17 protein-coding genes are annotated in these 18,148 nt (G+C 64.6%); 8 read left to right on the forward strand and 9 right to left on the reverse strand.

Features of this window, described 5'->3' with window-relative positions:
• Positions 1-9: 9 nt before the first annotated feature.
• The 3 genes from lysA to ACTJI5_RS13375 are packed head-to-tail and all read left to right on the forward strand — an operon-like array spanning position 10 to position 3,220.
• A complete protein-coding gene (lysA, locus tag ACTJI5_RS13365; protein WP_440860657.1) occupies positions 10-1,275 on the forward strand; it encodes a diaminopimelate decarboxylase in 1,266 nt (421 codons plus the stop codon).
• A gap of 2 nt (positions 1,276-1,277) precedes the next feature.
• Positions 1,278-2,048 carry an NAD(P)-dependent oxidoreductase gene (locus ACTJI5_RS13370; RefSeq protein ID WP_440860658.1) on the forward strand — a complete coding sequence of 257 codons (771 nt, stop codon included), beginning with the start codon at positions 1,278-1,280 and terminating at the stop codon, positions 2,046-2,048.
• Positions 2,045-3,220 carry an aminotransferase gene (locus ACTJI5_RS13375; RefSeq protein ID WP_440860659.1) on the forward strand — a complete coding sequence of 392 codons (1,176 nt, stop codon included), beginning with the start codon at positions 2,045-2,047 and terminating at the stop codon, positions 3,218-3,220. The genes ACTJI5_RS13370 and ACTJI5_RS13375 overlap by 4 nt, the downstream gene beginning before the upstream one ends.
• Here ACTJI5_RS13375 and ACTJI5_RS13380 read toward each other — a convergent pair.
• The gene (locus ACTJI5_RS13380) at positions 3,217-4,167 is read right to left on the reverse strand and encodes a beta-propeller fold lactonase family protein (protein WP_440860660.1); all 951 of its coding nucleotides are present in this window, start codon (positions 4,165-4,167) and stop codon (positions 3,217-3,219) included. The two genes, ACTJI5_RS13375 and ACTJI5_RS13380, sit on opposite strands and share 4 nt — an antisense overlap.
• A gap of 175 nt (positions 4,168-4,342) precedes the next feature.
• Here ACTJI5_RS13380 and ACTJI5_RS13385 point away from each other — a divergent pair, with 175 nt between their 5' ends.
• From ACTJI5_RS13385 to ACTJI5_RS13395, 3 genes are all read left to right on the forward strand, one after another.
• Positions 4,343-4,489, forward strand: coding sequence for a hypothetical protein (locus ACTJI5_RS13385; RefSeq protein WP_156419673.1), 147 nt, complete (start codon positions 4,343-4,345; stop codon positions 4,487-4,489).
• Positions 4,490-4,558: 69 nt separating this feature from the next.
• Positions 4,559-5,629: a HEAT repeat domain-containing protein gene (locus ACTJI5_RS13390; RefSeq protein WP_440860661.1), complete on the forward strand. Its 1,071-nt coding sequence runs from the start codon at positions 4,559-4,561 to the stop codon at positions 5,627-5,629.
• A complete protein-coding gene (locus ACTJI5_RS13395; protein WP_440860662.1) occupies positions 5,617-6,501 on the forward strand; it encodes a transposase in 885 nt (294 codons plus the stop codon). The genes ACTJI5_RS13390 and ACTJI5_RS13395 overlap by 13 nt, the downstream gene beginning before the upstream one ends.
• Before the next feature lie 20 nt (positions 6,502-6,521).
• On the opposite strand, the gene ACTJI5_RS13400 is transcribed toward ACTJI5_RS13395, so the two are convergent.
• Positions 6,522-7,424, reverse strand: a complete 903-nt coding sequence (locus tag ACTJI5_RS13400) for a restriction endonuclease (protein ID WP_440860663.1) — start codon at positions 7,422-7,424, stop codon at positions 6,522-6,524.
• A 207-nt stretch (positions 7,425-7,631) separates the two neighbouring features.
• On the opposite strand from ACTJI5_RS13400, the gene lepA reads away from it, so the two are divergent.
• Positions 7,632-9,455 (forward strand): translation elongation factor 4, encoded by a 1,824-nt coding sequence (gene lepA, locus ACTJI5_RS13405; RefSeq protein WP_440860664.1) that lies wholly within the window; start codon positions 7,632-7,634, stop codon positions 9,453-9,455.
• Between the two features lie 84 nt (positions 9,456-9,539).
• On the opposite strand, the gene ACTJI5_RS13410 is transcribed toward lepA, so the two are convergent.
• The 4 genes from ACTJI5_RS13410 to ACTJI5_RS13425 all read right to left on the reverse strand — a co-directional run bounded on the left by ACTJI5_RS13410 (position 9,540) and on the right by ACTJI5_RS13425 (position 14,867).
• The gene (locus tag ACTJI5_RS13410) at positions 9,540-11,639 is read right to left on the reverse strand and encodes a P-loop NTPase fold protein (protein ID WP_440860665.1); all 2,100 of its coding nucleotides are present in this window, start codon (positions 11,637-11,639) and stop codon (positions 9,540-9,542) included.
• Positions 11,640-11,710: 71 nt separating this feature from the next.
• Positions 11,711-12,508 carry a hypothetical protein gene (locus tag ACTJI5_RS13415; protein WP_440860666.1) on the reverse strand — a complete coding sequence of 266 codons (798 nt, stop codon included), beginning with the start codon at positions 12,506-12,508 and terminating at the stop codon, positions 11,711-11,713.
• A gap of 497 nt (positions 12,509-13,005) precedes the next feature.
• A complete protein-coding gene (locus ACTJI5_RS13420; protein ID WP_440860667.1) occupies positions 13,006-14,283 on the reverse strand; it encodes a hypothetical protein in 1,278 nt (425 codons plus the stop codon).
• A gap of 242 nt (positions 14,284-14,525) precedes the next feature.
• Positions 14,526-14,867, reverse strand: a complete 342-nt coding sequence (locus ACTJI5_RS13425) for a helix-turn-helix domain-containing protein (RefSeq protein ID WP_440860668.1) — start codon at positions 14,865-14,867, stop codon at positions 14,526-14,528.
• A gap of 169 nt (positions 14,868-15,036) precedes the next feature.
• Between ACTJI5_RS13425 and ACTJI5_RS13430 the strand changes: the two genes are divergently transcribed.
• Positions 15,037-15,678 carry a GNAT family N-acetyltransferase gene (locus ACTJI5_RS13430; protein ID WP_310255150.1) on the forward strand — a complete coding sequence of 214 codons (642 nt, stop codon included), beginning with the start codon at positions 15,037-15,039 and terminating at the stop codon, positions 15,676-15,678.
• A gap of 216 nt (positions 15,679-15,894) precedes the next feature.
• Here ACTJI5_RS13430 and ACTJI5_RS13435 read toward each other — a convergent pair whose 3' ends face one another.
• The 3 genes from ACTJI5_RS13435 to sciP all read right to left on the reverse strand — a co-directional run bounded on the left by ACTJI5_RS13435 (position 15,895) and on the right by sciP (position 18,148).
• Positions 15,895-16,179 carry a hypothetical protein gene (locus ACTJI5_RS13435; protein ID WP_439510979.1) on the reverse strand — a complete coding sequence of 95 codons (285 nt, stop codon included), beginning with the start codon at positions 16,177-16,179 and terminating at the stop codon, positions 15,895-15,897.
• Positions 16,180-16,305: 126 nt separating this feature from the next.
• A complete protein-coding gene (locus ACTJI5_RS13440; RefSeq protein ID WP_156419834.1) occupies positions 16,306-17,769 on the reverse strand; it encodes a hypothetical protein in 1,464 nt (487 codons plus the stop codon).
• A 79-nt stretch (positions 17,770-17,848) separates the two neighbouring features.
• A complete protein-coding gene (gene sciP, locus ACTJI5_RS13445; protein ID WP_037518529.1) occupies positions 17,849-18,148 on the reverse strand; it encodes a CtrA inhibitor SciP in 300 nt (99 codons plus the stop codon).

Here is an 18,148-nt window from a genome sequence, read left to right on the forward strand (position 1 = left end):
CTATACCAAATGAATCATTTTGAACTTCGTGACGGCGTGATGCACGCCGAGGACATTCCCTTGCCGCGCATTGCCGAGGAAATCGGCACCCCCGTCTATGTCTATTCGCGCGCGACGCTCGAACGTCATGCGCAGGCGTTTCGCGACGGGCTGAAGGATGTTCCGAGGAAGCATCTCGCCTTCGCGATCAAGAGCAATCCCAACCTCGGCGTGCTGCGCGTTCTCGCGCGGCAGGGCTATGGCGCCGACGTCGTATCGGGCGGCGAGCTCGAACGCGCGTTCGCGGCGGGCATGGCGGCCGAGGACATCGTCTTTTCGGGCGTCGGCAAGACGCGCGCCGAACTGGCGCTCGGGCTCGACCGCGGCATCGGCCAGTTCAACATCGAGCACGAGCCCGAGGGTATCGCGCTCGCCGAGATCGCGCTCGCAAAGGAAATGACCGCGCCCGCGGTGCTGCGCGTCAATCCCGACGTCGACGCGGGCACGCATGCCAAAATCTCGACCGGCAAGGCCGATAACAAGTTCGGCGTCGGGATCGACGTCGCGCCCGAAATCTTCGCCCGGCTGTCGGCGCTGCCGGGGCTCAACTTGCGCGGCATCGCGGTCCATATCGGCAGCCAGCTCACCAGCCTCGCCCCGTTCGAGGCGGCGTTCAAGCGCGTGGGCGAGCTCGTCGCCGAGCTGCGCGCCGCGGGGCACAGCATCACCCATGTCGACCTCGGCGGCGGGCTTGGCGTGCCGTATCGGGCGGGCGACAATATCATTCCGCCGTCGCCCGCCGATTATGGTGCGATGGTCGCGCGCGTAACGCGCGATTGGGACGTCACGCTGATGTTCGAACCCGGCCGCGTCATCGCGGGCAATTCGGGGGTTTTGCTGACCGAGACATTGTGGGTGAAACCCGGCGCAACGCACCCCTTCGTCATCGTCGATGCGGCGATGAACGACCTTGCCAGGCCCGCGCTCTATGACGCCTGGCACGATTTCGTCGCGGTAAAGCCGTCGGGCGAGACGATGACCGCATCGATCGTCGGGCCGGTCTGCGAAACCGGCGACACCTTCGCGCGCGACCGGCTGATCGACAAGGTCGAGGCGGGTGACCTCGCGGTCTTCTGCAGCGCGGGGGCGTATGGCGCGACGATGGCGTCGACCTACAACAGCCGCAGTCTGGTTCCCGAGGTGCTCGTCGACGGCGACCGCTATGCCGTTGTCGCCGACCGGATCACGGCGGGGACGATCATGGCCGCCGAGCGCGTGCCCGACTGGATCGACTGACGATGGAACAGCTTCCCATCTTCCTGAACTTGTCCGGCCGCACGGTCGTGCTGGTCGGGAAGGGGGAAGCCGCCGATGCCAAGGCGCGGCTGATCGTGCGCGCGGGCGGGCGGATCGTGCCGGCGTGGGAAGACGGCGCGACGATCGCTTTCGTCGCGCTGGACGATGACGCCGAAGCCCGTGCCGCCGCCGTCGCGCTCCGCGCGCACGGGCTGCTCGTCAATGTCGTCGACCGCCCCGACCTCTGCGATTTCACCACCCCGGCGATCGTCGACCGCGCGCCGGTGACGATCGCGATCGGGACGGGCGGGGCATCGGCGGGCCTCGCAAAAGCCGTCCGCCAGCGCATCGAAGCCTTGCTTCCCGCCCGCCTCGGCGCGCTCGCGGCGGCGCTCCACGCCGCGCGCGGCGCGATGAAGGCGCGCTGGCCCGCCGCCGCCGACCGTCGCCGCGCAATCGATGCCGCGCTCGCGAGCGGCGGCGCGCTCGATCCGCTCGGCACCGATGCGGCGGATAAGGTCGAGCGCTGGCTGGCGAGCGAAACCCCGAGCCAGCCATCGCGCCTCGAAACCATCACCCTGGCAAGCGCCGATCCCGACGACCTCACCCTCCGCGCCGCGCGCCTGCTCGGCGAGGCCGATCATATTTTCCACCCGGCGGACGTGCCCGCCGCCATTCTCGACCGCGCCCGCGCCGACGCGGTGCGTCACATCGCCGATGCACCCCCCGTCGACCCGCCGCCCGGCCTGTCGCTCTGGCTTTTGCCTCCATGAGCCCGGTCCACCCGCTCTATGCCGTCATGGAGCCGACGATTTTCGAGCATATGTCGGGGCTCGCGCGGGCGCATGACGCGATCAACCTGGGCCAGGGCTTTCCTGACGAGCCGCCGCATCCCGACATGATCGCCGCCGCGGCGCGCGCACTCGCCGAAAAGTCGAACCAATATCCGCCGGCGTTCGGGCTCCCCGAACTGCGCGACGCGATCTGCACCTTCTACGCGCGGCGGCAGGGGCTGGCGCTGATCCGCGAACAGGTGATCGTGACCTCGGGCGCGACCGAAGCGCTTGCCGCAGCCATCCTCGCGTTCGTCGCGCCGGGCGACGAGGTGATCCTGTTCCAGCCCGCCTATGACAGTTACGCGCCGATGGTGCGCCGCGCCGGGGGTATCCCGGTCTCGATCGCGCTCACCCCGCCCGACTGGCGCTACGATGCCGGGCAGCTCGCCGCAGTAATCACGCCGCGCACACGCGTCCTCATCCTCGACGATCCGCTCAATCCAGCCGGCACGGTCGCGAGCGAGGCCGAACTGGCTATGATCGCCGACGCCTGCGTGCGCCACGACCTCGTCGCAATCTGCGACGAGGTCTGGGAGGATGTCCGCTTCGACGGAGTGCCGCACCGTTCGCTGATGTCCTTCCCGGGCATGGCCGAACGCGCGGTCAAGATCGGTTCGGCGGGCAAGATCTTCGGTCTGACAGGGTGGAAGACCGGCTGGCTATGCGCCGCGCCTGAAATGGCAACCGCGCTCGGCCGCGCGCATCAATTTCTGACCTTCACGACCCCGCCCGCGCTGCAATGGGCGGTGGCGGAGGGGCTCGGTCGCCCTGACGCATGGTTCGCGTCGCAGCGTGAGCGCTGGGACGCATCGCGTCAGCGTCTTGCGGCAGCACTGGACGCCGCGGGCTTCGCCGTCCTGCCGAACGCCGCCACCTGGTTCCTGTGCATCGACCTCGCCGCATCGGGGATCGCGCTCTCCGACTGTGAGTTCAGCGAACGCGCAGTGCGCGAAGCGGGGGTCGCCTCGATTCCCGTCTCGGCGCTTTTCGAAGGCGACGGGCCGCGCCACATCCTCCGCCTCTGTTTCGCCAAGGACGGCGCGATACTCGACGAGGCCGTCCGCCGCCTCGCTGCCTTTCGCGACACATTGCGCGCCGAAAAAGCCTAGGGCGCGATCGCCAGCCCGTCGCCATTCTTCCCCGCGGCGATCCGGCGCAGCACTTCGCCGTTCGCGACGTCGATTTCCGCCACCTTGTCGTGCCCGGTCTCGGCAGCATAGAACCGCTTCGAGTCTGCGCTGAACAGCAGGGTGACTTGACCCTTGGCCGCCTCGCCCGACACCTTGATCGTCCGCACCGGCGCGCGCGTTTCGGCGTCGAACAGGCTGATCGTGCCGCTCGCGATATTGCTCGTCGCGACCAGCTCGCCGTCGGGGCTCGCCAGCACGCGGATCGCGACCGGGTCGACCGGCTGCTCTGCGATTTTCTTGCCGGTCTTCGTATCCCAGATCGACACGCGCGGCGCATCGAGGTCGCCGACCCACAGCTCGCGCCCGCGTTTCGTCAGTGCCAGCCCTTCGGGCTTGCCGCCGATGGTCAGGTCGCGCAGCTTCTTCGCGGTCTTGAGGTCGAGCACGCTCACCGTCCCCGCCGCGATATTCGCGGTGTAAGCGGTGCGGTTGTCGGGCGCGACGACGATCATGTGCGTGCCCTTCTGCCCCGTCGAAATCGACGTCAGCTTGCCATCGGGGGCCACCACCGCGACCGACTCGCTGCCCTCGGTCGTCGCGACCAGCCGCCCGTCGGACAGCCACAGCAGCCCGTGCGGCCGCTGATTGGGGCTGAGGTCGATCGTCCGGATCTTGATCCGGTTCGCGACGTCGAACACGTCGATCGTCGTGCTGCCATAGGCGACCACCGCGGCCTGCTTGCCGTCGGGCGAGATCGCGATCTCGTGCGGCATCTTGCCCGTCGGCAGTCGCGCCAGTTCTTCCCCCGACGCCAGCGCGATGACGCTCAGCGTATCTTCGCCCTTGTTGCCGACGAGCAAGGTTTCGGCGCCCGCGGGCGCGGCGAGCAACAGCGTGCAAAGGACGGCGGCGATGGTGTGGCGCATGACGGGTCTCCCGGTTTCGAAGGCGCCAGCCTATCCCCGGCGCACACCGCCGCAACCCCGCTTCGACCAGCGACATGGCTGCGATTACGATAAGTTAACTGGGAAGCGCGCCCGCGCCTTCCTAGCCCTGTTCACGGCGGCAGGTCGCGCCGCCGTTCAGGACAGGAGGGGGAATATGGGTCTGCCAACCATCGATATCGAGGCGCTGCCTTTGCTTGACACCGCAGTCGGATTGTTCGGCTCGCTGATGGGCGAAAGCGCATCATCGGGGCCGTCGGTCTTCGAACTCGCTGTCGCGATCGCGATGATCGTCTACGACTGAGCTGCGGCGGGAACGGAGGGCGCCACCAAACCGGCGCCCTTCGTTCCCCCGCTTTTCGAGGGTGCCGTCATGCCATCCCGCCACGACCATTTTCCCCGCGCCGATGTCGCGCGCCGTCGAACGATGCGCCGCGCGGTCGCAGACCTCGACGCCGCGTGGAGCGCGGCCGACAGCGCCCCCGACGGGCTGCTGACCGCCATCGCGGCGCTCGCCGACGCCCCCGCCGATGTTGCGATAACGCGCCTTCTCCCCTGGCTCTCCGACACACACTGGCTCCGCAACCGGCTCGATGCGGCACTGACCTTGCTCGCCGCCGACCCCTTTGCGCGCCCGCCGCTGCGGATGGTGGGCGGCGGCGATGGCGGTGCTGGCGGGCTCGTCCTCGCCGATCGCGAGGCAATCCGCCTGACGCTCCAGCTGCGGCCATTCACGGCTAATGGCGCCGCGTCCGGCAGCGCGGTCTTCGTCCCCGGCCGCGCGGCGATCCATGTTCTCGACGACGGCGCCGCCGAGCTTTGCGCGCACGCGGTGGCGGTCAGCGCGGCCGAGGAAGCCGGCGGCTTCACCGCCCAAAGTGCCGCCCGGTGCCACAGCCAGCCGCCGCGCCCGTTGCGGACTGGCGAGACGCTGACCCTCGACACCGCGCGCCAAAGCTTCACACTTCAGGGCGCTAGCAGCGACATCCTCTTCCTTGAACTCATCGTCCAGCCGCCGTCCCGTCTCCCGATCCGCGCCTATGACATCGCAAGCGGCCGCCTGACCCACGTCAGCGCCTCGCGCCGCGACAGCAGCTTCCGCCAGATGGCGCTCGCGCTGCTGCGCCAGCTTAGCCGCACCGACGCGGCGCCGCTTTTCGTCGCCGAGACGGCAAGCGAGGATTTCGCCGCGCGCTGGAACGCGATGCGCGAACTCGTCGCGCTCGATCCCGCAGCGGCGTTTCCGCATCTCGGCGCGATGGCGGCGACCGATCCGCATCCCGAGGTTCGCAGCGCCGCCGCGGCGACGCATAGGCTCTTCTCCCTGCCTTCCGGTGAGACGGGGCGGGAGGGGGGTGGAGGGCCGGGGCCTTGCACAAGCCCGGCGCCCTCCACCCCCAAACCGGCGCCCCGCGCGAAGGGGTCGACCCCATGCCCCGCCTGATCGACCCGCCCGCGGGCCCCGCGCTCGATATCCAAGAGGTGACCGCGCGCCTCGACGAATGCGGCGTCGACCTCGCCGACGAAGCGAGTATTGCGCGCTGCGCCGACCTCCTCGCCGGCCTCGCCCGCAACCCCGACTTTCTCGCCGACCGCGTGATCGCCGCGCTCAAGGCAAGCTACGCCGACCAGCTCACCCTCAACCGCTATACGGCGCAGGTCTTCCTCATCCACCGCAGCCCGCGCGGCTTTTACCTCCGCGCCAACATGTGGCCGTCCGAGCGCGACGCCGCTTTCACCGCGAGCGGCCCCGCGGCCTTCTCCTACGGCGTCCCGCACGACCATAATTTCAGCTTCCTCACCGCCGGCTATTTCGGCCCCGGCTATGTCAGCGACTATTATGATTACGACCCCGAAACCGTCGACGGCCGCCTCGGCGAGTCGCTGAACCTGACATTCGTCGAGCGCAGCAGCTTAAGCCATGGCAAGATGATGCTCTACCGCGCCCATCGCGACATCCACAGCCAGCTCCCGCCGCCCAGCCTTTCGGTCAGCCTCAACATCATGGACGAGGGCGACCACGTCCCATGGCGCGACCAGTATATCGTCGATCTCGAGCATGGCACGATCGCCAAACGCCCGACGCTGACCAGTAGCGAAATGCTGCTCCGCTGCGCGGTGCATCTGACGGAGGATGGGAAGGACGTCGCCGAGCAGTTTGCCAAGGCGCATCCGGTGCCAAGGGTGCGCGCGAACGCGATTGCGGCGCTGGCGGCGGCGGCGGAGGGCGAGGACAGGGTGGCGGTGCTGGAGCGGGGGATGCGCGATCGCGATGCGCGGGTGCGGGATGATTGCGCGCGATGGCTGGCTGAATGACGGCGGTGAGCGACGGAAGTCTAATTGTCGGAGGCGGTCATCGCTCCGTCGGCTAGGTCTTCCAGATTTTTTTCGGCAAAAAAGGCTTCATTGATTTCCAGCAGATACGCCGGCTTCTTCCGCAATCCGACCTCATGCCGTTCGACGAGCTCGACCAGCCGTTCGCCATCGATGAGCGTAATCGGAGCGGCTCCCGGAAAAAGGGCAGCCTCTTCGACACCTTTCGCGAAGCGCCCCAGCGTGATCAATGTTCCACGGATTGCACCATGATAGGGTAGCGCACCACGAAGCTGGTCGATCAAGGGGCGGCGAACTGTTAGCTCGCTTCGCTTGACCTGAACTACTTCCTTGATTTCGGTGATCCCGAACTGGAAATTGGCGACGACATCGACGCCCTTGTCTCCGCTCTGCTTCGTAACCTGGACATTTTCATAGTCCATCGCTTCGAGCAACTCCTTGACGAAATGCTCAAAAGCGTATGGCTCTAGCGCCATCAATCGGCCGACCAGCGCTTCGCGCGCCACCTTGTTGTGCGCAGCTATCGCCGATGCAGCGTCGATCTCGCTTGGCGACGCGCCGATTACTTTTTGTTCTGCCGGCGAAACCTGCTCGCCAAGGGCTTTCAGATAGGCGCGACCCGCTTCGGACAGGGAGTAGCGATTGCCGTCGCGATCCACCAAGCCCCGCTCGACCAGATTGAGCAGACGGCGGCGCAGCGTATCTTTGATCATCGACAGGCTGGTAATTTTCGACACCTGCGCCAGATAATTGCCCCAGTCATCGAGCAGGTCGCTGCGCTTTGCCGATGCTTTTTCGGCGAGCAAAGCCAATATGCGGGGCAACCCTTCGTTCCTGTCGAGCTCTTCGACTAGCGTGGGGTCATCGGCCAGAAATGCCTTGCTGCGATCGGTCAGGCGGTACACGCCTTGCTCTTGCCCCAGCAGCCCGGCTGAATTGATCAGAAGATAATCGCTCGCTTAAAGCGACAAAGGAGACAGTCTCGCATCGTACATCGGTATCCCTTGTCTCCTTGAAGCCACAAAAGCCTCAAAACCGACCCGCGCATGCGGGGCTTTTGAGGCTTCAAGACCCTGCTGACAGCGGCGCTTTCGCCTGCTAGTGCGCGGCGCATGACCACGCCTCTGTCCCATATTCGCAATTTTTCGATCATCGCGCACATCGATCATGGCAAGTCGACGCTGGCCGACCGGCTCATCCAGTTCACGGGCGGGCTGACCGCGCGCGAGATGTCCGCGCAAGTCCTTGATAATATGGACATCGAGAAGGAGCGCGGGATCACGATCAAGGCGCAGACGGTGCGCCTGAAGTATAAGGCGCACGACGGCGAGACGTACGAGCTCAACCTGATGGACACGCCCGGCCACGTTGACTTCGCCTATGAAGTGTCGCGGTCGCTCGCGGCGTGCGAGGGCGCGCTGCTCGTCGTCGATGCGGCGCAGGGGGTCGAGGCGCAGACGCTGGCGAACGTCTATCAGTCGATCGAGCACGACCATGAGATCGTCCCGGTGATCAACAAGATCGACCTGCCCGCGGCCGACGTCGACAAGGTGAAGGCCGAGATCGAGGACATCATCGGGCTGCCCGCCGACGACGCGGTGCTCGCGAGCGCGAAGGCCGGGATCGGCATCGAGGAGGCGCTCGAAGCGATCGTCACGCGCATCCCGCCGCCGAAGGGCGACGCGACCGCGCCGCTCGTCGCGATGCTCGTCGACAGCTGGTACGACCCCTATCTCGGCGTCGTCATCCTGATCCGCGTCGTCGACGGCGTGCTGAAAAAAGGTCAGCAGATCAAATTCATGCAGGCGGGCACCACCCATCTGATCGACCGCGTCGGCTGTTTCACGCCCAAGATCGAGCAGCTCAGCGAGCTCGGCCCCGGCGAAATCGGCTTCATCACCGCGCAGATCAAGGACGTCGCGCAGGCGCGCGTCGGCGACACGGTGACCGACGCGAAAAAGCCCGCGGCGCAGGCGCTGCCGGGGTTCAAGGAAGTCCAGCCCGTCGTCTTCTGCGGCATGTTCCCGACCGACGCGAACGACTTCGAAAAATTGCGCGAGAGCATCCAGAAGCTCCGCCTCAACGATGCGAGCTTCTCGTTCGAGATGGAAAGCTCGGCCGCGCTCGGCTTCGGCTTTCGCTGCGGTTTCCTCGGCCTGCTGCACCTCGAGATCATCCAGGAGCGGCTGACGCGCGAATATGACCTCGACCTGATCACCACCGCGCCGTCGGTGGTGTACAAGCTCAAGCTCGGTCATACCAAGAATGAGGCGGCGAAGGAGATCGAACTCCACAACCCCGCCGACATGCCCGACCCGAACCGCATCGACGAGATTCAGGAGCCGTGGATCGAGGCGGTGATTTACGTGCCCGACGAATATCTCGGCCCGATCCTGAAGCTGTGCCAGGACCGCCGCGGGGTGCAGAAGAACCTGACCTATGTGGGCGGCCGCGCGCAGATCACCTATGAACTGCCGCTCAACGAAGTCGTGTTCGATTTCTATGACCGGTTGAAGAGCATCAGCCGCGGTTACGCCAGCTTCGACTATCACCAGATCGGCCACCGCCCCGGCGACCTCGTCAAGATGAGCATCCTCGTCAACAACGAGCCGGTCGACGCGCTGAGCATGATCGTCCACCGCGGCACCGCCGAAACGCGCGGCCGCGGCATGTGCGAGCGCCTCAAGGACCTGATCCCGCGCCATATGTTCAAGATCCCGATCCAGGCCGCGATCGGCGGCAAGGTGATCGCCCGCGAAACCATCGCCGCACTGCGCAAGGACGTGACCGCCAAATGCTATGGCGGCGACGCGAGCCGCAAGAAGAAGCTGCTGGAAAAGCAGAAAGAGGGCAAAAAGCGGATGCGCGAATATGGGAATGTGAACATTCCGCAGGAGGCGTTTATTGCGGCGCTGCGGATGGGGGATGATGCTTAGCTGCCAGTTTGCGGCCGATCTAAGTCGTCGCAGCTTGCGCGACAGCAACCTGAAAGCTCCCGTTTGAGCCAAGCCGCCTGACTGTCATACTTCGTCGGCAAAGATTGCATCGCGTCCGGCCAAGATATGGGCTAGCCGGCGCACGCACTGATTGACCCACGGGTCTGGCAAGCTGTTCTTGCGCTTGAGTAATCGCTCGGTGCGCGTGCGAAGCTCGTGGGAGTCGCAAAACTCGTCGACTGTCTCGCGCTCGATGATGTAGCCCGGAGGCACGAATAAACTGGCCAAAGTCCCGATTGCCTTTGCGGAGGAAAGTTGCCGCGTCAGTGATCGACGCAGCGCCTCGTCCCAAGCGCCGGATTGCGAAAGGATGAAGTAGAGCTCCACCCGCGGGATACGCTTGAGTGCATACCCGCTCAAGACTGCTTGGCGGTAGCGCGCGAGCTCGCTGTCGAGGAGCTTCTTGCTCTGGGCGAGGTCCAGGATCGCCTCGGTCTTAGGTCCCTTTGAATTAGGAGACAGTCCGTTCGCAAGAAGCGTCTTGCGTAAGATCCATGGCGCCACAACAAGATCGCCGTCTGCGATGAGGGCGCTGAGCACCTTGCGAACTCGCGGCTTCTGGCGATTGTCGCGCAGCCCGAGACGCATAAGGGCTGTCGCTGCTTCTTCGGCGCGCGCACTCGCATCGTCGGGTCCCTTTATCCAATCGCTCTCGCGCACCAAACTGCGCGCAAGACCTGTCCAGAAGCTGACATCATGCGCTTCGGGAAGCTCGGGAAGCAGATCGTCGAGTCGATCGAGATATCCACTCAACACGTTGTCGCCTCGTGCCGATCGGAGCTCGGCTTCGAGCGCCTTGAGGTCGCTTCCCGTCCATAGCCGCTCAACCTGCCCCCGGTGGATCATTCCGGGTGGATTACCGAGATAGAGCATTCGCACTAGATTGCGGCGGCGCGACAAGCGTCGGCCGCCGCCGGCTGTTGGTTGTGACGAAAAACGCGGGAACAAGAGATGAAGAAGCGTACGATATGGCGCGGCGCCATCACCTAAGACCGCTACGATGTCGGGCGAAGATTCCTTGTCCATCTGTCGACTCAGCCGAGCGAGCATTTCGTCTTCGCCTGGATCGTCGACCAATGCGTCGATCTGCTCGGCGATGCGGTCGCGCAACGTCGGAGCCTTAGCGATAAGCCAGCAATAGCCAAGCACATCATATGGCGAAATCTCGCCGCGCACTGCAGGTTCGAGCACCGCGAACGAACCCACTAGCCGTTTGACCTCGCGTGGAGTCTCAATCACTGCGACCAAATGATCGAAGATGATTCTCTCGCTCGCTTCGGGATCATCGGGAAGCGCCAGACCCTGCTGTTCAAGCGCCGCTTCGAGCAGCGGGCGCGTGTCGTCGTCGAACAGCGGGCGCAGAGGAATCTGATGCTGTACGATTTTCTCCAGATAACGTGCGCCATTTTCACGCCGTTCCCCCGGGGTCCCGCGACCAAGCGCCTCGACCACTCGCTCAGGATCATAAGCGACAAGATAGGAAAGACCTTTAATCTCACCAACCGCTTTAATCAGCCGCGCCACCGCGCGAACCTCATCATCCTCGACGCGGTCTAACTCGTCGATCAGCACCACTACCGCGCATCCGAGCTTCTCTAATTTTTTCTCGAGCGAAACACGCTCTTCATCGGGCGTTCGCGGATTGGGCTTAATCCATTCGCGCGCCTTCTTGAGAAACCCAAAGCCGCTAATGCTGGCGCCCGCCGCCACTGCATGCCCCGCAAAATTGATCGCGCCCCAATACTTATCAATATCGTTGCGAAGCGCGTCCATCTCTTCACGCGTATTCCGTCCAGTTGCACTACGCAGTGCGTTAAAAAATCCCGTCAAAAGCTCGTCCCGACTTCCAACAAGCCAAGGATTGAACTGAGCCACCAGCACCCGGTCCATCGCTCCGAGCTTGAGTGCCAGAAGATTTACGATGCTCGATTTCCCGAGACCCCAACGGCCCGTTAGCCCTACCACATGCCCATGAGCGCGCATCGCCTTGAGCTTGCCGTCGTTGTCCAGCTCCTGACGCACCAGCGCGCGTACAAGACTTTCCACGAAGGGGCCTCGGTCGAGCTTGTCAGCCGCTTCATTGCGGATTGCACGGTCCTGCGTCGGGTCATGGATCAAGATCATGGCAAGATCCTTAGCGACTGGGACGAGGGGGAGAAGTGCTTTTGCTTAGTAACAATCAACCGGGCGTCCTGCTATTTTTTGCTTCCAAAGAGATTGGCAAGCGACCCGAGCGATTTTTGAAACTTCTCTTTTTCTTCCGGGCTGTCGAACAGTTTGAATGTCTCGCGGGAGCAAATTTCCCAATCACCGGTCGTGAGGCGCAGGCTGTCCCAACCTTTCACGACCTTCTCGGTGAGATCCTCCGCCGCCATGATAATCGAGAACTCCTCGAAGTGCATAATCGTGCGGGGGTTGCGCCAGATAAACATGTCGGGAAGCGACGACCAAATTTTTGAGGGAACATCGAAACGGACGGCGATAGTCGAGTACACCCCTCGGCTGTAAAAGACTCCTTCGTCCGGACCCTGTTGAAAACGGGGATTTGAAAGCTCGTAAGATCCTCCAGCGGACGTGATTTTTATCACGCCCTGCGGTCGGACAAGTTTAAGTGGCTCAGTTCCGACATTTACAAGGGTGATCCACAAATCGATTGTGCGGTGCTCCGGATCGAAATGTGGCCACATGTTGCCGATCCAGACGCGCATGTCTCGCTCCGGCTTTTTTCCACGAACTCCACGTATGACGCTGACTATATTTTCCCAGTAGGAAAAGATGAGAGCGCCTGCAACGAAGCCAGCGGCAAATGAGCTTGGCAGAAAACTCCATATCTCTTGCACCCAAGTCATCGGCGCAAAATCGGCAACAACGCCGTCCACGCCGCCCTTTTCGGCAGCCCTTTCGATATTGAGATTCCAAATCGGCTGAATGACAAGTGTCCAGACAACATAGGAGCCAACCAGCCACCAAGCTGTCTGTTTTCTTTTCTGCATGACGCAGTATCTGCCTTAAAGGTACTCGCTTGGGGAGTCCCTTTTGACGTAGTGCGTTTGCAACATAAGGCTGGAAATTTACGGACTCACTGAGGACTACATAAGCGAGATGGCTCGCGCTGCGCCGACCGTATGTCTGCTTTGATGGTGCGCCGATCTCAAAGCGTACGGTCAGAAAACGGCCATTAATCGCTGGCCTCCTCCAACCGCACAATCCGCACCACACACCGCGCCGGAATCTCGATCACCCCGCTCAGCATCAGCCGTTCCTCGTCGCCGACGATCGTTGCCGATCCGGCGAGTACCTTGATGCAATCATCGTCGTGGATCAGGCGGCCGATCGAGAGGCGGGCCTGGACCTGTTCGGGCTGGAAGGCTTCGTAGGAGACCCAGCCGCCATAGGGTTGCGCGGCTGGACCATATGCTTTCGACCCTGCGGCCGAAGCGGGCGGAGCCGGCTTCGTGGGGGCGGGCTTCGCGGATGCGGCGTTCGAGGCTCATGCTTCGCCCTCCGCCCGGTGCTCGGCCTGATGCGAGGCGGCGGGCGACGGGGTTCCCGCCTTCCACGCCGCCCAGCTTTCCTCGCAATAGGCGGCGTTCCATTCGCGCTCCAGCTCGGCGATCGCGCGTTCGATGCGGCGGCGGGCGGTGTCGCGTTCGCGGCCGGTGCCGCCGCCGTACAGGCTGGTGTCGGCGAGGAAGCCGTGGGGGTGCTGGAACACGGGCTGGCGCGCCTGTTGCCAGGCCTCGGCGCGCTCGCGCACGGTGTGGGCGGCCATGCGCATGTCGCCGCGGGTGATCTTGCCATTGGCGAGGTCGCTTTCGCCGGCTTCGCCCTCGATCATATGATCCTCGTAACGCTCGAACCAGATCTCGTCCTCTTCGCCGCCCTCGGTCCAGGGGACATGGTCGGCGGGGGGCGGGGCAGGGTTCGACAGGTCGCCGCCCTCGGCCGCCTCCCAGTCGACATTGCCCGACCCGGCCGATAGCGGGACGATCATGTCGGGGTGGTGCATGTGCCATTCGTGCTTTTGCGGGTTGATATAGGCGTCGGCTTTTCGCACCGCGGCCCAATCGGTGCCGGGGCCGGTGAGCAGGTCCCACGCGGCGCGCTTGACCGGGTCGTGCGAAATCTTGCGCTGATAGGCGGTGCGGATGATGCGGAGGCGGTCGTCGAGGTCGGTCTCCTGCCGGTTCGCGCGCGCGTTATGTTCGAGCAGCTTGGCCTGGCGCTCGGCCTCCCACTCGACCTGCCATTTCTCGCGCAGGCGGCGGATGGCATGCGGGAGCGCGGTGGCCGGGCCGTCGACGGGGTTGATGCCGCCGAAGCGTTCGGGGAAGCGGCTGGCGGCGATATGCTGCATCGCGCGGATGTGCGGCCGGCGGCGTTCGAGGATGACGCGGCCCTCCTTCGAGATCGTCTCGGGCACGCCATAGATCGCATATTCCATGAGCAGGTCGGCGACGCGGCGCGCGCCCGCCTCGACCGCGCGGTCCCATGCGGCGGCGAAGCTGCCCGCGTCGTCGCGTTTTCTGAGCTGGTAGAAGGCCGAGGTCGAGTGGCCCGCGACCTTCGCCGCCATGCTCACCGCGCCGGTCGCGGCGAGATGCGCGATGAACATCCGTTGTTTCTGGGCGGTGATGCCGGTCCAGCGTCTGGTGCGCTGTTCGACGGGGGTGAAGGCGAGTTCTTCGGGGAGGTCGTCGGGGTTAATTGCGGGGTCGGCCTCTGCGTCGATGACGGCGGGGAGGGGCGGGAGGATTTCCTGTTTCACGCGGCTTGGCTCCTGTGGTTCGTTTGAATTTTATAAACGAACCATATGGGAACAATGTAGGAAAGGGGAAAGTTGGAGTCCTCCTGTATCGTCACCCCGGACTTGATCCGGGGTCCCGCTATCCACCGTCGCTAAGCGGGATCCCGGATCAAGTCCGGGATGACGAAGGGATAGGAGGCGCGCCCAACGCCGCCCCGTGTCAGGGGCGGGGCGACGAAGGGGGAGGGGCGGCGGCGGGGCGCCTACATCTCGATCGTGATGCGCACCTTCGACGGGGTGGTGCCCGCGGCGTGGGCGATTTCGGCGCGCATGCGGGTGACGAGGTCCGACAAATGGTCGCTGCCCGGCGCGCTGTCGCGGCTCAAAAGCTCGGTGGGCGAGGTGCCGAGGAGATCGGCGAGCGCCTGCAGCCGCGCGAGCCGCGGGCGCGAGCGGCCCTGTTCCCAATAGCAGATCGAGGTGACGGTGACGCCGAGCCGGCCGGCGATTTCGGTCTTGCTGAGCCCCCTGGCCTGACGCAGCCGCGCGAGGCGGTCGCCGAGCACTTCATAGCGTGCGTCGCTGTCCGGGTGAGCGTGGATCACAGACGTGCAACCTTTTCGACTTCGAGGTGCAACATTACCAAAGTTAAGGGCGGTCCGGCTTTCAACATTTCACCGATTATGGCGGGGGAAAATGCGTAGGGCGCGCCGCCAAGCGGGTGGATTGCGGGCGGGGCGCGGCGCCCCTATCGTGCGCGGGCAGGAGGCCGCGATGACCGGAATGGACAAGCAGGCAGGGGCGCGGGTGGCGCCGCGGATCGAGGATATCGCGGTGCACTGCACGCTGAACGACGGCACCGCGGTGTGCCTCCGCACGATCACCCCCGACGATGCGCCGCTGATCCGCGAGGGGATTGCGAAGCTGTCGGCAGAGTCGCGCTATCTGCGCTTTTTCTCGCCCGCGCCGGTCCTGCCCGATGCGGTGGTCGAGCGGCTCGCCGATGTAGACGGGCACGACCATATCGCGTGGGGCGCGATCTGCACCGAATGCCCGGGGCAGCCGCCGATCGGCGCGGTGCATGCGGTGCGCCACCGGCATGACGGACCGGTGGGCGAATTTTCGATTGCGGTGCTCGACGCATTCCAGGGGCGAGGGCTGGCGCGGATGATGACCGCCGCGCTGCTTGTCCATTGTCATGCCGAGGGGCTCGACATGCTCGACGTACATATGCTGTCGGAAAATGCCGCGGCGCGGCGGCTGGTGAAATCGCTGGATGCGGCGTGGGCGGGCGAGTCGGCGGGGGTCGCCGACTATAAGCTTGACGTCGCGGCGGGGATCGCGGCGCTGCGCGCCGATGACGACGCGCCGGGGGTGCAGGATGTGCTGCGCCTGCTCGAAGAGGCCGGGGGATAGTCCCTCCCGCCGCCCTGGGTCGCTGGTGGCGGCGGAAGGGTGGTCCGTGAAATGGTTCGCTTAAAAGCGAGTTCCCGTCCCATTCAGGGTCGATATCCGCGATTGCGCGGGGCAGGGGTGATCGAGATCACAGGTCCCGCGAAAATATGCCGCGCACGATAAAGGGCGCCGGAATGAACCGGCGCCCTTCACCCTGCCCTTTAGGGGAGGCAGCCCTTACTTCTTGGCGGGGTCTGCCGGTGCCATCGCACCGGTTTCCGACGGGGCGATCTCGCCATTGTCGTCCATCGCGTTGGCCTTTTCCTCGCCGGCGGCTTCGACAGCGTCGGCCTTCGCTTCGGTTGCTTCCTTGGCCGCGCCCTCGGGCATGGCGTCGGCCTGCTCGTCGATCACGTCGGCCTTGGCTTCGGCCTGATCCTCGACCTTGTCGGCAGCCGGGCTCTGGCAGGCGCCGAGCGCGAGGGCCGAGGTGGCGGCGAGGGTGATGAACATCTTACGCATATTGAATGACTCCCAAAGTTGACTTGGAGGCTTAACGCGGGGTGAACGCAAGGGTTGCAATGAAATTATCAAGTCCGTGAAATCGCGCGGATTTTCTTTTGATTCGGCGTTGTTTGGGGCGGGAATTCAGGGAACGTCCCTTACCCTGACATAGACCGTACCCGTCGACGTCAAGCCATCCGGCGAGCGTCCGGTGTAGGTGAAATGCGTGAGACCGGTGAAGGTGCCGCGCCGCGACACCGTCACATAACCGTCGCTCGACAGCAATACCGACAGCGCCCCCGGCGCGTTGGACTCGACCGACGTGATGCTGCCCTGCGACGACGAGCCGCCGAACAGCGTCCAGTCGTTGCAGTAAGGCGCATAGGGCTGGGTGTCGCACCCGCCCATCCTGATGCGATAGGGAGTCGTGCCCTCGGGACCGAGTTCGCGATAGTCGGTTACCCCGACATAAGCGGTCATGGCCGGCGGTACGACCGTCGCAAAGGATTGCGCCGCAGCCTCGATGTCGGCCTGGGTTATCGCCTCGATCCGCGCCAACGCGGCGTTGGGCCAGCTCCTGTGCAGGATCTTGAGTTCGGGGAGGACATAGAAACGATAGGCGTAGGCCCAGGCGCGGACCGCGGCGTCATCGGACAATCGTTCGGGCATCGCCGCAAGATATTTCACGAGCAGCGTCGCCATCGCATCGAGACCGGCGTCGGGCCAGCCCACGGCTACGCGGCTCTTCTTCAGTGCCGCCAAGACGACCGCCTTGTCGGAGAGCCTCGCGTTCCCGGTCTCGTTGATGAGTTGGGCGAGATATTGGGAGACTTCGCGCAGCGTGACGGTGGAGTCGATCGGATCGCCGTTCGTGTCCTTGGTCACCACCGCCAATGCCAGCAACTGAAGGTTGACCGACGTTATTCGCGCCGCGTCCTCGGCCACCATGGCGTTGCTGCTGCGCCGCCCGTCGACAGGATTGAATGTGAGTAAATTCGTGTCGCTTCGCAGGGCGGCCGCGCCCGTCGAGAGCCCGAGCGCATTGCGCACGCTGTTCTGGTTGCCGTGCGCGTCGATCAATGTGCTGAGCGGGGAGATCACCGTCGCGCCGGCCGGAGCCGTCATCTGGGCGAAGGCAAGACCGGTCGTGGCATCGATGCCGTACGCCTGCATTCGATGCGCTGGCGATCCCGGCACCGATCCTATTCCCGTTCCCGGGACCGTAACGCCGCGGCCAAAGGTTCCCGTCATCGAGGTCGGCGTCATGACGTCCGGTGCATCGTTGAACTGGCTGTTGCCGTTCATATCGATCAAGACGGTCGCCAACAGCGGGCCGCCACCGACGGCCGAAAATATGGTCGGGGTGGGCGTGGGGGTCGGTGTCGGCGTGGGGGTTGGTGTCGGTGTGGGCGGCACGGTGACGACATTGCCGCCGCCCGAGTCTCCGCCGCCACCACAACTTGCGACCAGGGCCGCGATCGCAGCCGATAAGAACATCTTTTTCAGATGATTAGAATTCACAATATTCCCCCCGCTTTTATGGCGGGAGTAATCGGGAGGCGCCGCAACGGCAATATTTAACTCGGCCGGTCCGGAGCGCTGCCGCACTTATCCATCCATGTGCGGCAGGCAAAAAAAGAGGGCGCCCGAAGCGCCCTCTCTCATGCCTGGTCCGGTCCCGCGTCCTTTAGAAGCGCTGTTGGCGCTCGTAGAGGTCGCGGTAATGCTGGATGCGCGTGACGCGCAGTCCGGGCATGCCGCTGCGGTCGATCGACCGCTGCCAGCCGGCAAATTCCTCGAGGGTCAGCCCATAGCGTTCGCACGCTTCGTCGACGGACAGGAGCCCGCCGTTAACGGCCGCGACGACCTCTGCCTTGCGGCGAACGACCCAGCGGGTCGTCGATGGGGGCGGCAGCGAGTCCAGCGTCAACGGCTCCCCGAGGGGGCCGATAACCTGTGCGGGCCGGATTTTCTGATTCTCGATCAT

Source organism: Sphingopyxis sp. 22461, assembly GCF_052044915.1.
In the GTDB taxonomy this organism is placed as follows: Bacteria; Pseudomonadota; Alphaproteobacteria; order Sphingomonadales; family Sphingomonadaceae; genus Sphingopyxis.